We start from the raw sequence: 16,069 nt of genomic DNA, 5'->3' as shown, positions 1-16,069 counted from the left end.
TGTGGGTTGTGCGGGTCTACGCCCTCAAGCAGTTTGTCGAGTGTGGCTTTGTCGATGGTCATACGTATCCTTTCCAGGGATAAATTTTATCGTATGACTTCTTTCACACAAAATTTCTGACAGGCTCACGAAAAACCGTTTACACAGAATTCAGTACACCCCCCCCGGGTCCAGTTCTCGCCAAGTCAACCACGAAGCCAGACTCGTTCAGACCTTTCTGAATATATTCGCCCGCCTTTTGCTCGTCTTCCACCACTAATAATCGCATATCACTTTTCCACTTGTTCAACTGCTGTGTCCACGTTCTGCGGATGGCGAAGATCCCCGTCGTTCTCTGTCTTTAGTCTACCTTGGAAAGGTGACAGTCGTCTAACGCCAGGATTACAATCCTGTCAGAATTGAACTGTTTCCTGTGCTGACTAGAATACGATCAAAGGTTCCTGTACTTTTTAAATTTTCACAACAGCGCCATGATGTGAACGGTGATCAAGAAGGGCACGCTATCGGTCGGCAGGCTTACAAAGAGCAGAACGCATTGTAGAGGGATGGTGCTTATGACTACCGCGTGTCTGAATGTTAAGATGCTTCTAAGAAATGTCGACCTGATTGTTTACTAAATGTTTTTCATGTGTTGTGGTGAAATTTTTCTCTTGCAAGTAGCCCTCGCAAAGTCATGACAGGCGTGATACATTCCGGGCATGCGCAAGTCCCTCTCCAACTACCTCGCTTTTTTCCTGTTCGTCATGTTCATGACGAACAGCGGCGCATGGACGGGGAGCAGCGTTCGCCTTGCACATGAGATGGCGCATATCGGCCAGCTCGACCAGGATGCGGGCGGACATGAGCATGCCCACCTGGGCCAGAGCGACGGCGATCATGAAGATCGCGGTAATGAGGTGCTCGGCAAGTCCACACACCAGGCCTTGCACGCCGTCGACCACCTTCAGTTTTTCCCGGATACCGCCTTCGGTGGTTTTTCCATGCTGGCTGCGGACGCCAATGTCCCGCCGCAATTCGTCACCCTGCGCTTGCCGCTCCCAGCGTACGACCCTCCGTTCCGCCCGCCTTGTAGCGACGCGCTGACAGCCTAACTCCGTCCGTAAGACCGGGAGCCTGCGCTCCCAATCAAGCATCTGCCGGAGTAGACGCACGCCCTGATGCGCCGCGCGTTTTTGTCATCGTTGCATCTTCACCTGTGCTGCCTTCCTTCACAGCCGCCACTCTGGCGCGCCTGGAGAACGTTGGCTTGCCTGGCCTGCGGGCCATGGCCTCGATTACCCGGTAGCCCTGTCTGTCTCATTCAGGAAAGAATCATGAAAACAAGAAAAATACTCTCGCCCTTGTGCCTGGCGCTTGCACTTGCATATTGCATGCCGTCGTTCGCCGCAGAACGACCGGCCAATTTTGCTGTCACGCAGCAGCAGATGAAGGCCCTCAATATTGAAGTGCGAGCCTTGCAGCGCGATGCCGAACTTGTCGTGCTGAGCCTGCCTGCGCAGGTAGCGTTGCCCGCCAGTGGTGAACAAATCGTCAGCTCGCCCGTTGCGGGCCTGGCGGTACAGCTGTATGTGCAACCGAATCAGATGGTCAAGCGTGGCGCACCGCTGCTGCGCGTGGTCAGTCAGGAACTCGGCCCCCTCCAATTGCAAGTGTTGCAAGCTGCGAGCCGTGCCGGCCTGGCTCGCCAGACTGCATTGCGTGAACGGGCTTTGTTCGACGAGGGCATCATCGCCCAGCGCCGTGTGCAGGAGGCGCAGGCGGTGCTACAGGATAGCGAAGCGACATTGCGCCAAGCCAAAGCCGCGCTGCGCCTAGCTGGTTTGTCGGCACAGTCTATCGAACGCATTATCGCCAGCGGCAAGCTGGAGGATGGATTGACGCTCACGGCCACACAGGCCGGCATCGTGACCAACATCGAGGTCAAGCCGGGTCAGCGAATCGACCCTGCCACCGCCTTGCTGCACCTGACACAAGTGGATCGCCTGGCACTGGACATCCAGGCGCCTGCCGCTGAATCTGCGGCTTGGCGGGTCGGCGGCGCCTTGCAGATAGAGGGGCGCAACAGCAAGGCACGCATCGTCAGTATCAGTCCGGTCGTCGCACCCGGAAGCCAGACGGTCGCTATTCGCGCCGAACTGGATGCTGGGACAAGCGGCTTGCGGCCCGGTGAAATGGTCACCGTGCAATTGCCGTTGAGCGCCAATACTGCCGCCTGGGACGTGCCGCTGGCCGCTCTGGCACACGACGGCAAGCAAGCTTACGTTTTTGTGCGAAATAAGGATGGCTTTGAAGCCCTTCCGGTGACCGTCGTCAGTAGCGCCGGGCAGCGCGTGCGCGTGTCCGGGATGCTGAAGGCGGGCGATTATCTCGCCATCTCCGGTGTCGTGGCCCTGAAAGGCTCCTGGCTGGGCGAAAAAGGAGGCAGCTGATGTTAGCCCGTCTGATTCAGGCATGTCTCTCGCAACGGCTATTTGTCCTGCTGGCGGCGTTGATGCTGGGTGGTGCTGGCTGGTATGCCTTCAACCAGTTGCCCATCGACGCCTTTCCGGACGTCTCAAGTACCCAGGTCAAGATCATCATGAAGGCCCCCGGCATGACGCCGGAAGAAGTGGAAAGCCGCATTGCGGTGCCAATCGAAGTCGAAATGCTGGGAATTCCCAAGACCAAAGTCCTGCGTTCGGTCACGAAATATGGCCTGGCCGACGTCACCATCGACTTTCAGGATGGCACAGATATCTTCTGGGCCCGCCAGCAGGTCAGTGAACGGCTTGCCGGCATCACCGAGAACTTGCCCGGTGGCATCAGTGGTGGTATGGCGCCGATTACCACGCCGCTGGGTGAAATGTTCATGTTTACCATCGAAGGTGGCGGTCTCTCCCTGGCCGAGCGCCGTAGTTTGCTCGACTGGGTGATCCGTCCCGCCTTGCGCACCGTGCCAGGGGTGGCTGATGTGAATGCTTTGGGTGGAGTAGTGCGCGCCTTTGAGGTCGTGCCCAATCCGCTAGCCATGGCGGCCGGCGGCGTCACCCTGGCACAGTTGAGTGAAGCAATCCGCGCCAACAACCGCAACGATGGGGCTGGGCGCCTCGGCGAGGGCGATGAAGTGTTGCTGGTGCGCAGCGAAGGCAGCATTACCAGCCTCGATGATTTGCGCGCGGTCGTCGTCACGTTACAGAACGGGGCACCACTGCGTGTGGGCGCGCTCGCCGACGTGCGTATCGGAGCGTTGACACGCTATGGCGTCGTGACTCAGAGCGGCAAAGGGGAAGCTGTGCAGGGCCTGGTACTCGGTCTGGCCGGCGCCAATGCGCAGCAAGTGGTCGAAGGCGTGCGCAAGAAGCTTGACGAGATCAAGCTAACCTTGCCCAAGGGCGTCACCCTGAATGTTTTTTATGATAGGGCAAAGCTCGTCTCGAAAGCCGTGGGTGCCGTCTCGTCTGCATTATTGGAAGCGACGGTGATTGTCGTCGTCCTACTGGTCCTGTTTCTGGGCAACTTGCGCGCGGCGCTGACGGTAGCCCTGGTCTTGCCGCTGGCAGCGCTGATCACATTCATTCTCATGCGTGGCTTCAATATGTCGGCCAATCTGATGAGTCTGGGAGGCCTAGCCATTGCCATAGGCATGCTGGTAGATGCGGCCGTTGTGGTGGTGGAAAACATCGTCCAAAGGCTGGCGCACGATCCGACTGCCGGCAAGTTGCCCCGTCTGCATACTATATACCGGGCGGTGCGCGAAGTGGCCGTGCCGGTCACTTCCGGCATCGTCATCATCATCACCGTGTTTTTGCCGCTGCTGACATTGCAGGATCTGGAAGGCAAATTCTTTGCCCCGGTGGCCCTGGCCATCGTCTTTGCGTTGGCCGGCTCGCTGTTGCTGTCGTTGACCGTCATTCCCGTCCTGGCTTCGTATCTACTGCGCGATGTGGCGCATCAGGAGCCCTGGTTGCCGCGCAAGCTGCTGACCTGGTACGAACCCGTGCTGGCCTGGAGCATGCGCCGGCAACGGGTGGTTGCCATCGGCGCTGCGGTCATGCTGCTCGGCGCCGGCTTGCTCTACACGCAGGTGGGCAAGACGTTCATGCCCACCATGGATGAGGGTGACCTGATTGTCGGCATCGAAAAGCTACCCTCCATCAGCCTTGAACAAAGCGCCGCGCTGGACCTCAAGGTCCATCAGGCATTGATGCAAGCGCTGCCGGAAATTTCTGGCGTGGTGGCACGTGCTGGTTCGGATGAAATCGGCCTCGACCCGATGGGTTTGAATCAAACCGACACCTATCTCTTGCTCAAGCCGACTGGCGAATGGCGCATGAAGAGCAAGGAAGCCCTGATGGGCGAGATCCGCAAGGTACTCGACCAGTTGCCTGGTATTAAATACAGTTTTACGCAGCCGATCGAAATGCGTGTGAGCGAGATGATCATCGGCGTGCGCGGCGATATCGCCGTGAAAATCTTCGGCCCCGATTTGGCGCAGCTGAACCAGTTTGCGTCGCGAGTGGAAACTGTTCTAAAAACCATACCAGGCAATCAGGATGTCTACACAGTGCAAAACGATGGCGTGCAATACCTGCGCGTGGCCGTCGACCGCTTGCAGGCTGGCCGATTGGGTCTGAGCGTCGAAGAAATCCAGGATGCGCTGCGGGTCCAGATCGAAGGCCAGCAGGCGGGCCATGCGGTCGAGGGCAATCGCCGCACGCCTATCTTGCTGCGTGCCGACGAATCTGTCCGTTTGTCACCGACGGATTTTGCCGCCGTGCGCATTACCGCCAAGGACGGCAGCAGCGTGCCGCTCAGTACCGTCGCCAAGCTGGAACGGGCCGAGGGACCGGTCAAGATCGACCGCGAGATGGGTAGCCGCTATAGCGTGGTGATTGCCAATGTCAGCGGACGCGACCTGGTGGGTTTCGTCAACGAAGCCAAAGCAAGCGTGGCCAAGACGCTGACGCTGCCAACCGGCTACCGCATCACCTGGGGTGGCCAGTTCGAAAACCAGCGGCGCGCGGCCGCCCGCTTGAGCGTTGTCGTTCCGGTGGCATTGGGATTGATCTTCATTGTCCTGTTTTCGACCTTCCGCTCGGTGCGCCAAGCCCTGCTGATACTGTCGATTATCCCGTTCGCCCTAGTGGGCGGCATCGTCGCCTTGTGGGTCACAGGCGAGTATTTGTCGGTGCCGGCATCGGTCGGCTTTATTGCCTTGCTGGGCATCACCGTACTTAACGGCATCGTTCTGGTCAGCTATTTCAATCAGCTGCGTGCCGAGGGAATGGCCTTGGCCGAGTTGGTGGTGCAAGGAGCACGCCGACGCCTGCGCCCGGTGATGATGACCGCTTCCATCACCGCTTTTGGCCTGATTCCGCTGCTCTTCGCCAGCGGCCCGGGCTCGGAAATCCAGCGCCCCTTGGCCATTGTGGTGATCGGCGGCCTGATCACGGCGACCGCCTTGACCCTGCTGTTGTTACCCATTCTTTATTTGCGCTTCGCGGTGGCGAAGCAGGAGAAACCCCATGACTGACCTGTGTTTAACCTTGCTGTGTCCTCCGGCGCTGGAAGAGCGCGTGCTCGACACGCTGCTGATGACAAGTGAAATTTCCCTCTTTACCAGCACGGCGGCGGCTGCGCACGGCCTGGCGCACGATCGGCTCAGCGCCACCGAGCAGGTTCTGGGCTTGGCCAAGATGACGCGCATCGATGCACTCCTGCCGGAAGAGCATCGCGAAAAGGTGCTGTCCATGCTACGCCAGATATTGCAGGGCGGCGGTGTGCGCTACTGGCTCACGCCCATTACCGAAGCGGGGGAGGTGCTATGAAATTTGGCCTACTCATTGCGCTGGCGGCCGGTGCGGTCCAGGCCGCGCCACTGCCGCCAACGCCCGGCTTGTTGCCGACAGCGATGGTGCGCCCCCTGCTGGACCAGGATCCCGAGGTGGCCGCAGCCCGTGCCGGGCGCGAAATACTACGCCAGGATGCCGCGCTCGCGCAGGACTCGCCTTATGAATGGACGGCCAAGGTCACGGCCCAGCGGCGTACCGTGGAAGCAGGCCCGCATTACAAGGAGTGGAATGCGGGCGTGGAACGCACGCTGCGCCTGCCGGCCAAGGCAAGCGCGGATCGTCGCATCGGCCAGGCGCTGCTGGAAGAGGGAGAGGCGCGCTATGGTGAGGCTTTGCACGAGACCGCGCGTGAATTGTTGGGGCTGTGGCTGGATTGGGCACACGCGGAACAGGCGCTGGTTTTGGCAGCTGAGCATCAGCAGGCGGCCAGCGACAATCTTGCAGCAGTGAACAAGCGCGTCAAGGCCGGCGATGCCGCCGCTCTCGATGCCAGCCTGGCGCGTGGCGACCTGGCCGACCAGCAACGCGTCAGTATCGAAGCCAAAACGGCGGCCGCTGTTGCCTGGGCGCGCCTACATGCGCGTTTTCCGGGCTTCCGGCGCGAGTTGGCCACCTTGCCGTCATCGCTGCCACTTGTCGAGTCGCCCACGTTTTGGCGTGAACGGATCCTCGACCAGAGTGATGAACTCAAGATTGCCGAGGCGCAATTGCTCAAGGCGCAAGGCGTCAGCGCGCGCATGCGGGCCGAGCGCACGCCAGACCCAACCGTCGGCCTGTACACCGCGTCGGAAGTGGGTGGGCGCGAGCGCATCACCGGCATCATGTTCAGTATTCCCTTGCCTGGAGCGCACCGGGCCGGGCGCGATGGGCGAGCCGCCCAGGCGATGGAGGTGTCCCAGCACGAAGTCGCACTGAAGCGACGTGCCCTTGACGGGGCCATCGCCGTGGCGATTGCTTCCGCGCAAGGCGCGCATGAAGGCTGGCAGGTGGCCGAAGCGGGAGCGACGGAAATGCGCGACAACGCGCGGTTGCTGCAACGCGCCTACACCTTGGGCGAGGCCGATCTGCCCACGTTGTTGACGGCGCGACGCCAGGCGACCACTGCCCAGCAAAATGCCCTGGTAGCCCGTGTTGCTGCGGCGCGTGCGTATTACGGTGTCTTGGTCGACGCGCATGTGGTCTGGGACATGGACCATGAGTAAAACATTTTTCCAGGCGTCGCCCGATGCCATGACTTTTAACAGGAGCACTACGTGAAATTGATGCTGAACAGACCGGGCCTTGGCGCCTGGTGGCACTGGCTCGCCGGCACCTTACTGTGGCTGTGCGCCGGCATCGCGGCGGCGCACGGTGTTTCCGAGTCGGACAAAGGTTTTCTGCAGGCCAGCAGCGGCATGCAAATCCTGCCGTACATTTATCTGGGGGCCAAGCACATGGTCACCGGCTACGACCATTTGCTGTTTTTGTGCGGCGTGATCTTCTTCTTGTATCGCATGAAGGATATCGGCCTGTATGTGACGCTGTTTGCCATTGGCCACAGTACTACCTTGCTGCTGGGCGTGATCAACGGCTGGCATATCAATGCTTATTTTGTCGATGCCATTATCGGCTTGTCCATCGTGTACCGTGCTTTCGACAATCTGGGCGGCTTCCAAACGGTCTTTGGCGTCCAGCCGAACAAGCGGGCGGCCGTTCTGATCTTCGGCTTCTTCCACGGTCTCGGGCTGGCCACCAAGCTGCAGGACTTCGCTTTGTCCGCCGACGGCCTGGTGCCGAACATGATTGCCTTCAATGTTGGCGTGGAGATCGGCCAGCTGCTCGCTCTGAGCATGATCCTGATCTCCATGCGCTACTGGCGCAGCACCACCAGCTTTGTACGGCATGCCGCCACTGGCAATTTCGTCCTGATGACGGCCGGACTCATTCTGGCCGGCTACCAATTCACCGGCTTTCTCAGCAAATAGGAGCACGACCCATGACATCCACACCCATGAACGGCGGCATTTCGGTCGCTAAAAAAGAACTGTTGCGCGGTACCGGCTTGGCGGCCTTGGTTGCCGGCCTCATTTTGACGGTCGCGATCCTGCCTGCCGAATACGGCATCGATCCCACTGGAATCGGCAAGGCGCTGGGCTTGACCACCTTGCATCGCCCGGCGGCCGCCGCTGCCGACAGCGCACCCGCACCGCAGGGCTCGCAGGTAACGGCGCCCGGCGAGGCACGCGCACGAACGATTGCCGCCAAGCAAACCGTGCCATACCGCTCGGACGAGCAGGAAATTACGCTGGCTCCCGGCAAAGGTCTGGAAGTCAAAACCCACTTGGCCAAGGGTGCAACGCTGATTTATTCCTGGGAAACGAAGGGTGGCGCCGTGGTCAACCATGATTTTCATGGCGAGCCGGTCAACGCGCGGGAAGACGAGTTCGAGAGCTTCATCGCCGACAAGGGCGTGAGCAGCTCCAGCGGCTCGCTCATCGCGCCCTTTACAGGTGTGCACGGCTGGTACTGGAAAAACAAATCGGCCGAGCCGGTGACCCTGGTGCTGCGCTCCAGCGGTTTCTACGCGGACATTTACAAAAAGTAAGTAATACGATTGGTTTGCTGTGTGCGGCGCTAATGATACGGTGCCGCGCCCATGTACGACGGCTTATCGCGGCGAGGCCGACCAAAATCGCCGCATCCATGGAGAATTGCATGAAAAAAGTTATGTTGACGTTGGCCACTTTGTTGCTCGTTTCCGGAGTACCTGGCGCGTGGGCCCACACCGACCACGATCATGACGAGGCGCCGGCCCAGATCAAGCTCGAATTGAAGGTCGGCAAGATGGGAGCCACGGTGTATGCCAAAAGCGCGGGCAAGAATTACGCGACGGCAGGCGCAACTGGCGTGTTGACAATCATGACGGGCAATACCAAGACCGACGTCGCCTTGCAGCCCGGCGCGGACAATACGATGATCGCCAAGACGGCGGTGCCGCTGTCCGCGGGCACCCGAGCCCAGGCCAGCATCACCTTCACGAACAAGAACACAGTCAAGGCCGAGCTGGTCGCCAAGTAAGGCACCATGCGGCCCCTCACCGGGCCGCAATGAGGGTTGCGCTGCCAGGGTGTGCCGGATCGTGCATACTGGCAGACTAAGTAAACCAATACGTTATGAAAGCATGGTATGGCATTTTCTTCATCTTCACCCAGTCACAGCACGCATCAGGGTGTCGTGTACGCCTTACTGGCGGCGGCCCTGTTTGGCGCCAGCACGCCCTTTGCCAAAACGCTGGTAGGGCAGGTCGCTCCCGTCACTCTGGCAGGAATCCTGTACCTGGGCAGCGGACTGGGCTTGCTGGGCTGTTTCTTGGTGCGCGCTGTGCTCACCCGCAACTCCAAGGACAAACCCGCCACGCTCACGACTGCGGATTTGCCATGGCTCGCGGGGGCGATTGCCTTCGGCGGCATTGCCGGGCCGGTCCTACTGATGTTCGGCCTGACGCTGACGCCTGCCTCCTCGGCATCGTTGCTGCTCAATATCGAGGGCGTGCTGACTGCCATGCTGGCGTGGTTTGTCTTCAAGGAAAATTTCGACCGCCGTATTTTCATTGGCATGTTGCTGATCGTCGCCGCTGGCATCCTGCTGTCCTGGGAGCAGGTGCCAAAACTGGGCGTGCCTTGGGGCGCGATCGCCATTGTGGGCGCTTGCCTGTGCTGGGGCATCGACAACAACCTGACACGCAAGGTGTCCGCTAGCGATGCCTTGCAAATTGCGGCATTGAAGGGCCTAGTAGCCGGTTCCGTCAACCTGGCCATCGCCATGGCCTTGGGTTACACCTTGCCCAGCGTCAGCATTGCCCTGAACGCAGGATTGGTCGGCTTTTGCGGCTACGGCTTGAGCCTAGTGATGTTCGTGCTGGCGTTGCGCCACCTGGGAACGGCCCGCACGGGCGCTTACTTCTCGGCGGCGCCGTTTGTCGGCGCGGTCATCTCCTTGTTCATGCTGGGCGACATTCCCGGGCTGCTGTTCTGGCTGGCCGCAGCGTTGATGGCCGCAGGCATTTGGCTGCATTTAACGGAAAATCATGAGCACGATCACGAGCATGAGCCGCTGTTACATACGCATGTGCACAGCCACGACGCCCATCACCAGCATACGCACGATGACAGCTGGGACGGCAAGGAGCCGCATGTGCACACCCATCAGCATCTGCCGCTGCGCCATGCGCATCCCCATTATCCTGACATCCATCACCGGCACGATCATTCATGACTCTGGTCAAAAAGAAGATTGCATGGGGCGAAATCGCGGATTCGCACAATGTCGCCGAGTTTATGGGTGTTGAGGGTGAATTCGTACGTTCCCAGGTAGATGGAATGCTTGGAAGGACCAGCGATGGATTGACGAGGTTGGAGCTAACGTCTGAAGGATCGCGCCGCCATTGCCTACGGTGTTCAAACCGCTAACGAACATGCTAGCCCTTTTCTTTCTTACTGGTCCATGTGGTTCCAAGCATACCGCTTTAGAACCGTTCAATGTTCTCTCCTCGAGACAACTCCACTAAATGGCCGTTGTAGCGCGGAAGCCAAACCCACAACATATCCATTAGTAAAGCACCATCATCTGTAATCTGTCGGACGAAGTGATGAGATATATAGCATTGCGTATGGGAGTTATCAGCAAACTCGTGATCTTTCGACGGGTAGCCACGACAACTTGGCGGAAGGTATTGCCAAGGCAGGACTCGGACATTTTGGTTAACCCAGGATTGATGTCATCGGTCAGGATTGTCGTCAGCAGCAAGGTCTTGTCCTTGGCTGTGTCGCTGGTTTTCAAATGTGTGAAGTGCCGGGTGAACCTGGCACTTCATCAGCTTCCATCGACAGTTCAGTGATCTTGGTGTGCGGTAGCAGCATAGCTCAATCGCACACGTCAACGCTTAAAGGAGAGCAAGAGAACACCACCAGCGACCAGCGAAATGCCCGACCACTCCCGGACTGATAGCCGTTCTCCCAGGAAGGTGAACGCGAACACAGCCACCAAGACGAGGCTAAGCTTGTCCACAGGAGCGACTTTGGATGCATCCCCTATCTTGAGTGCCCGGAAATAACATACCCAAGACGCGCCAGTGGCTAGGCCAGACAGTCCAAGAAACAACCAAGTTTTCGGCGAAAGCTCGAAGGGATTGGACCACTTGCCCGTGTAAGTCACGAACACGGATAGTACGACAATAATGACCGCCGTTCTGATCAAGGTAGCCATATCGGAATCGACTCCCTGTATGCCTATCTTGGCAAAAATAGCAGTCAGTGCTGCAAATACGGCGGATAGAATAGTCCAATAGAACCAGCCAGTTGATGTCGCCATATATTTCCTTAAAGTGGTTTAGCCAGCGGCATGAGCACACAGATACATAGGCCAGAGTGCGTCACTTCGTCTGAGAATCCTATTTGAATCTCAGCGCCAATCCGATCCGTGACTGCCTTGACGATGGAAAGGCCCAGACCTGATCCGACCTGATCGCTCCCAAGAATGCGATAGAATGGGGCAAACACCCGATCTTGTTCTACTACTTGAATCCCTGGCCCTGAATCTTGGACTCGCAATATTGCGCGACCTTCTTCCTCGGCGACAGAAAGATCGACCCTGCCGCCGGTCGGCGTGTAACGGATGGCGTTATCAACCAAATTCTTGACGACGGCAATCATGTCCAGTTCGTTAACCCAGAGTAGGGCGTCTTGTTCTCCTTCGACACCAATATCAATGTGTTTGGCTTCTGCCAGTGGCATAAGATCTTCCAGAACACGTCGATAGACGTCCTGCACTGATACGGGCGACTCGGGTCGGTCGAGCGCAGACTGAGCCTTGGCCAAGGTGAGAAGCTGATCCAATAGGTTCCGACCACGCTCGATGCCTCGGCGCAATGTCCTGAGACGTTCACGTGCAAGGTCAGGCATATCTGCCTCGGCCAGCCGCTCGGCTTGCAGTGACAAGGCGGTTAACGGAGAGCGAAGCTCATGCGCCGCATCCGCGACAAACCGGCGCTGTGCTTCCATCGCTTTCTCAACTCTGGCAAGTAGACTATTGATTGCCACCACGAACGGTCGTACTTCAGCAGGAAGATGCTTTTCTTCGATTGGATGCAATTCTTGTTCGGCGCGTTGGTCGATTTCCGCAGATAAAGAAGCGATGGGCCGGAACATCTTACGCACAAGATCAGCCACGATCAAAAGCAGGATTGGAACCAGAATTAGCAACGGCATCAAAGTGCGCAAAGCGCTGACGCGTGCGATTTCATCGCGAACGCCAGTTTCCTGCGCTACGGCGATACGCTCGCCGTTGGACGTTGTTTTAACCAATACACGGAACGGTTCTCCGTTAACTTCAAGCGTATGCAGACCATCGGGTAGCGTGATTGGTAGTGGCAGCGGTGCTCCGGTCTCACCTTTTCCGATCACCTTTCTGCCATTTGCTAGATACTGGACAATGACCCGGGACTCTTCATCGCTGTCTTTGGCGCGTCCATCGTCTCCAAAATGTGTAAGCGGGAGGTGTTGCTGATCAAACAGCGCCGCAACTTGGCGCAGCATATCGTCTTGCAATTCGTGGGCTTCGTCGAATGCGGATACGAATGAAAATAAGCCAGCCACCAATGCGATGACCAAAATGGCCAGCGACAGCGAAAACGACAGCTTGAACTGGACTGACTCGTTCAAACGTTTTTTGAAACCATCCATCCAACCCCCCTGACATTTTTGATGATTTCTCCGCCCAGTTTGCGCCGCAGTGCATGGATCAGGAATTCGACCGCGTTGCTTTCCACCTCTTCGCCCCATCCGTAGATACGGTCTTCCAGATCACTGCGGGAAAGAATTGCACCGGGGCGTGCCAGCAATGCTTGCAACAACGCGAACTCACGGTTAGAGAGTTGCGCCGGGGCACTACTGTTGACTGCGGCCTCTCGCGTGGCTGGATCAAGCGAGACAACCCCGTTGCTGAGTATGGGCGTTGCGCTGCCTCCCTTGCGTCGTAGCACGGCGCGCATGCGGGCCAGCAGTTCGGCCATTTCAAAGGGCTTGAGCACGTAGTCATCGGCCCCGCCATCCAAGCCGCGCAGTCGATCATCGAGGCCGTCACGGGCGGTGATGATGAGCAGTGGAACGGGGTTGTCCTTGGCGCGGATGTTGGTCAACACCTCCAGCCCATCCTTGCCAGGCAGTCCAAGGTCGAGCAGCACCAGGTCATAGTGCTGGCAACCCAATGTCGTAAGGGCAGTTTGACCGTTTTTTACCCAGTCGGCCGCATAAGAGGCGTCTTTCAACGCCCCTTGGATGGCTTCGCCAATCATGGTGTCGTCTTCGACCAGCAAGACTCGCATTATTCCTCCTTCTTATACCGATAATTCAATGCGCTGTTCTGGCAGCCCTTTGCTTGAATAGCAAAATACTAGTCAAAATGAAGGCGAATAATGCCGCTGATGCTGAGTAACGACTCAGAGCCAGGCCGCCTGCACTGAGCGGCTTATCCAAAAAATCCCCCACCACGGCACCGAGAGGTCGAGTCAAAATGAATGCTGTCCAAAAAAGCAGGGTCCGCGACACATTTGTCCAATGGTAAGCTGCAACAACCAGTGCCAACAAGACGCTGAACACTATAGCGGCGCCGGTGTAGCCCAAGCCAGCGGTACCGGCTGTCCAGTCGCCCAGTGCCGTTCCCAAGGTCTGAGAAAACATGATAGTTACCCAGTAGAATATCTCGGCTTTCGGCGAACTGAGCGTGCTGACCGACACTGAGCCTAGTGTTCGATGCCATATAAATAGGGAACCGAACAACAAAGCTATAAGTAAGGTCGAGCCACCAGCGTACCCGATACCAAGTGATCGGTCTGCAAAATCAGCCAGCGTCGTGCCGACTGTGGTAGTTGCAATGATGGTTGCCCAGTAAAGGAAGGGGTGAAATTTCTTGGCCTTGATTTGCGCAAATACCGCTGTCAGAAATACCGCCAAGAAAATAGCAGTACCAATCAGGTACCCCAAATTCATGGACATCGAAACGGCATCGCCAGCTGTTTCGCCGAGCGTGGTGGCTGCAATCTTGATGATCCAGAAAGCGAGCGTCACTTCAGGGACTTTGCCTAATGCTTTTTCGGTTGAAATATTCATCTCAATTCCTGTTTGCTAGTTAGTGCTTGGCTTGGAGGGAGTCAAAAATGGTCACCAGGTCAGCTAAAGCTTTTTTGCAGTCGATTTGACTGGGCACATCTGCACGTAGGGCGCTAAGGGCGCGGTCAAGGGCTTTGTCGAGCATATGCCAGTCAGTCGCTGCACGGGGCTTCAAGCCTGCTTCCGCCGAGTCCCATGCGACCTCCAACTCCTTGATCCGCGTTTTAGCAGCTGGCAGATCGCCTTTGTCGACGAGGGCAGCAACCTCTGCGGTGATGGTCCGAAACGCAGACAGATCCCCAAGCTTGGATGCAGTCTTTGCCTGCAGTGCAGAAGTAGCCTGACTTGTTTTTAATGAAACAGAGCCTGCCGTACCGGTGTTGGTAGACTTTGAGCAGCCAGCCGCAAGGGCCAAAAGAGCGATGGCCGATAGTGTGGTAACGGAGTGAGTTAGCGAATGCAGATGGCGCATGATTTCTCCTTGAGTTTTTCGATAGAGTTTATTCGACGGCTTGTGCATTCATGCGATTGCCAACGCTAAACTGCGCGACGGCCACCAGCATCACGATCACGGTTAGGAATAGAGCACTGGTCCACATGGCACCCATGCCGAGGCCCCCATAGGCCTTGGCCTGCGTCAGCAGGTCGCCAAGTGCGGCACCGAAGGGGCGAGTCAGGATGTAGCCTATCCAGAAGGTCAGAACGGCGTTGCCGCCCATGCGCCATACCGCATAGGTGATAGCGATCAATATGCCGAATGACATCGCCCCCCATGTGAAGCCCAGAGCGATCGCTTCGGTCGCCAAGTCACCTGCCGCCGTGCCCAGTGCAAACGTGCAAAGGATGGCAGACCAGTAAAACAACTCCCTGCGCCGTGTGAAAATCTCATGGATGGACAAAGTACGTTCCACCCAAAACCAAACCGCAAAAATTCCTGCCAGCGCCACGGCAAATGCTGACGTGCTGACATACAGGCTCACGCCTAGCCCATCGGTGAGCAGGTCGGTAATCTGGGTGCCCACCACGCTGACCAGCACGACCGAAAGCCAGTAAATCCAGGGCGTGTAGCGCCGCGTTCGTAACTGTATGATTAGGGCAACAGCCAACAGCGCGCCCATCACTGTGCGAGTCATGCTTTGGCCGAAGCCAGCATTGACAGCCAGAAAGTCGGCTCCTGTTTCTCCGACCGTCGTGGACATGATCTTGATGACCCAGAATGAGAGCGTCACTTCGGGGACTTTGTTGAGCCAATTTGATGTGGAAGGCATGGTCAGCGTATTCATGGCGTTGTTTCCTGCAAGGGCTGGTTGTTCTTGGGGCAAGTTTGACCGGCCAAACTTAGGCCAGCCATAGGCCCATCACTTGCGCACCCATCCAATTTGGATGAGTTTTCGGAAGAGACTTCGATGAACGCTCAGGGTAAGGCGGTAAGCGGCGGGCAAATACATGCGTACTTCACGAAAGGCCAGCCACGCACTCAGCACCCCGACCATGGCCGCACCCACCATGTCCAGCGGGAAATGAACGCCGAGATAGATACGCGCCCAAGCAACAGGCAGCCCCAATAATGCCAGTGCCAGGCCAGCCACACGTGAGCTGCTGTGCATCAGGAAACTAAAGGCGACGGCCCATAGGAGCGTCAGATGGTCGCTCGGGAACGAAGAATCAGCCGCATGGGGAATCAGGGTGTGCCCCAGACCGATCATGAAAGGACGTGGATGTTGCGAAACCAGCCCAATGATCTGGTTGATGAGCAAGCCTGCTAGACCTGACGCGGTCGCTTCGAGCAAAACCTTGCGGGTATGTTCGCTTCCGCGTAGCCAGCCGAGCCCAAGGATGGCCGGGAGCGCCCAAATGGCATATTCAGCGAAAATGGTGGCGACGGCCAACAGCAGCGTGCTTGGATGCTCTGGTGCATTAAGCCAGAGAAATAGAGGGTGTAAATAATTTTGTGTAAACGGTCATTTGGCAGGACACTGCCGCCACCAAGGAGAAACAATGACCGTTGTAAAGCGTAACAAGCGGGCCAAGCCCGACCCGGAACTGCTCAAACTGGCCGACAGCTTGCTGGCCAACTACCAGAAGCCCGAGGAT

16 protein-coding genes and 2 pseudogenes are annotated in these 16,069 nt (G+C 57.7%); 9 read left to right on the top strand and 9 right to left on the bottom strand.

The features are described 5' to 3' along the window. Positions 1-160: 160 nt before the first annotated feature. Positions 161-268 (bottom strand): annotated as a pseudogene (locus tag CSZ94_RS25030) (DNA-binding response regulator); the annotation flags it as partial. 430 nt (positions 269-698) lie between these two features. On the opposite strand from CSZ94_RS25030, the gene CSZ94_RS25025 reads away from it, so the two are divergent. The 9 genes from CSZ94_RS25025 (at position 699) to CSZ94_RS24985 (ending at position 10,085) form a co-directional block, all read left to right on the top strand. Beyond that, the gene (locus CSZ94_RS25025) at positions 699-1,091 is read left to right on the top strand and encodes a hypothetical protein (RefSeq protein ID WP_102124003.1); all 393 of its coding nucleotides are present in this window, start codon (positions 699-701) and stop codon (positions 1,089-1,091) included. A gap of 222 nt (positions 1,092-1,313) precedes the next feature. Next, positions 1,314-2,429: an efflux RND transporter periplasmic adaptor subunit gene (locus CSZ94_RS25020; RefSeq protein WP_180977622.1), complete on the top strand. Its 1,116-nt coding sequence runs from the start codon at positions 1,314-1,316 to the stop codon at positions 2,427-2,429. Next, complete coding sequence (locus CSZ94_RS25015) at positions 2,429-5,512, top strand: efflux RND transporter permease subunit (RefSeq protein ID WP_102124001.1); 3,084 nt, start codon at positions 2,429-2,431, stop codon at positions 5,510-5,512. The genes CSZ94_RS25020 and CSZ94_RS25015 overlap by 1 nt, the downstream gene beginning before the upstream one ends. Further along, the gene (locus CSZ94_RS25010) at positions 5,505-5,807 is read left to right on the top strand and encodes a DUF3240 family protein (RefSeq protein ID WP_102124000.1); all 303 of its coding nucleotides are present in this window, start codon (positions 5,505-5,507) and stop codon (positions 5,805-5,807) included. The genes CSZ94_RS25015 and CSZ94_RS25010 overlap by 8 nt, the downstream gene beginning before the upstream one ends. Next, a complete protein-coding gene (locus CSZ94_RS25005) occupies positions 5,804-7,033 on the top strand; it encodes a TolC family protein (protein ID WP_102123999.1) in 1,230 nt (409 codons plus the stop codon). The genes CSZ94_RS25010 and CSZ94_RS25005 overlap by 4 nt, the downstream gene beginning before the upstream one ends. A gap of 60 nt (positions 7,034-7,093) precedes the next feature. After that, positions 7,094-7,795: a HupE/UreJ family protein gene (locus CSZ94_RS25000; protein WP_102124004.1), complete on the top strand. Its 702-nt coding sequence runs from the start codon at positions 7,094-7,096 to the stop codon at positions 7,793-7,795. A gap of 26 nt (positions 7,796-7,821) precedes the next feature. Beyond that, entirely contained in the window at positions 7,822-8,415 is a 594-nt protein-coding gene (locus tag CSZ94_RS24995; protein WP_102123998.1) for a hypothetical protein, read from the top strand. A gap of 110 nt (positions 8,416-8,525) precedes the next feature. Next, positions 8,526-8,888 carry a hypothetical protein gene (locus CSZ94_RS24990; protein ID WP_102123997.1) on the top strand — a complete coding sequence of 121 codons (363 nt, stop codon included), beginning with the start codon at positions 8,526-8,528 and terminating at the stop codon, positions 8,886-8,888. Positions 8,889-8,996: 108 nt separating this feature from the next. Next, positions 8,997-10,085 carry a DMT family transporter gene (locus tag CSZ94_RS24985; RefSeq protein ID WP_102123996.1) on the top strand — a complete coding sequence of 363 codons (1,089 nt, stop codon included), beginning with the start codon at positions 8,997-8,999 and terminating at the stop codon, positions 10,083-10,085. A 431-nt stretch (positions 10,086-10,516) separates the two neighbouring features. On the opposite strand, the pseudogene CSZ94_RS24980 reads toward CSZ94_RS24985, so the two are convergent. The 8 genes and pseudogenes from CSZ94_RS24980 to CSZ94_RS24945 form a co-directional block, all read right to left on the bottom strand. Beyond that, positions 10,517-10,732, bottom strand: a pseudogene (locus CSZ94_RS24980) (Tn3 family transposase); the annotation flags it as partial. 13 nt (positions 10,733-10,745) lie between these two features. Further along, positions 10,746-11,180: an EamA family transporter gene (locus CSZ94_RS24975; protein ID WP_102123995.1), complete on the bottom strand. Its 435-nt coding sequence runs from the start codon at positions 11,178-11,180 to the stop codon at positions 10,746-10,748. A gap of 8 nt (positions 11,181-11,188) precedes the next feature. Then, entirely contained in the window at positions 11,189-12,550 is a 1,362-nt protein-coding gene (locus CSZ94_RS24970) for an ATP-binding protein (protein ID WP_102123994.1), read from the bottom strand. Next, positions 12,526-13,191 (bottom strand): response regulator, encoded by a 666-nt coding sequence (locus CSZ94_RS24965; RefSeq protein ID WP_076568645.1) that lies wholly within the window; start codon positions 13,189-13,191, stop codon positions 12,526-12,528. The genes CSZ94_RS24970 and CSZ94_RS24965 overlap by 25 nt, the downstream gene beginning before the upstream one ends. Before the next feature lie 25 nt (positions 13,192-13,216). Then, on the bottom strand, positions 13,217-13,975 hold the full coding sequence (locus CSZ94_RS24960; protein WP_102123993.1) for a COG4705 family protein: 759 nt from the start codon (positions 13,973-13,975) through the stop codon (positions 13,217-13,219). Between the two features lie 19 nt (positions 13,976-13,994). Continuing rightward, complete coding sequence (locus CSZ94_RS24955) at positions 13,995-14,447, bottom strand: hypothetical protein (protein WP_102123992.1); 453 nt, start codon at positions 14,445-14,447, stop codon at positions 13,995-13,997. Positions 14,448-14,475: 28 nt separating this feature from the next. Continuing rightward, positions 14,476-15,258 carry a COG4705 family protein gene (locus CSZ94_RS24950; RefSeq protein ID WP_102123991.1) on the bottom strand — a complete coding sequence of 261 codons (783 nt, stop codon included), beginning with the start codon at positions 15,256-15,258 and terminating at the stop codon, positions 14,476-14,478. 75 nt (positions 15,259-15,333) lie between these two features. Next, positions 15,334-15,867, bottom strand: coding sequence for an undecaprenyl-diphosphatase (locus CSZ94_RS24945; protein ID WP_258001190.1), 534 nt, complete (start codon positions 15,865-15,867; stop codon positions 15,334-15,336). Between the last annotated feature and the right edge of the window lie 202 nt (positions 15,868-16,069).

The sequence above is a fragment of the Janthinobacterium sp. ROICE36 genome (genome assembly GCF_002869965.1).
Classification (GTDB): domain Bacteria; phylum Pseudomonadota; class Gammaproteobacteria; order Burkholderiales; family Burkholderiaceae_D; genus Janthinobacterium.
Note: the sequence above shows the minus strand (reverse complement) of the source record. Positions and strands in the feature narration are given on the sequence as shown.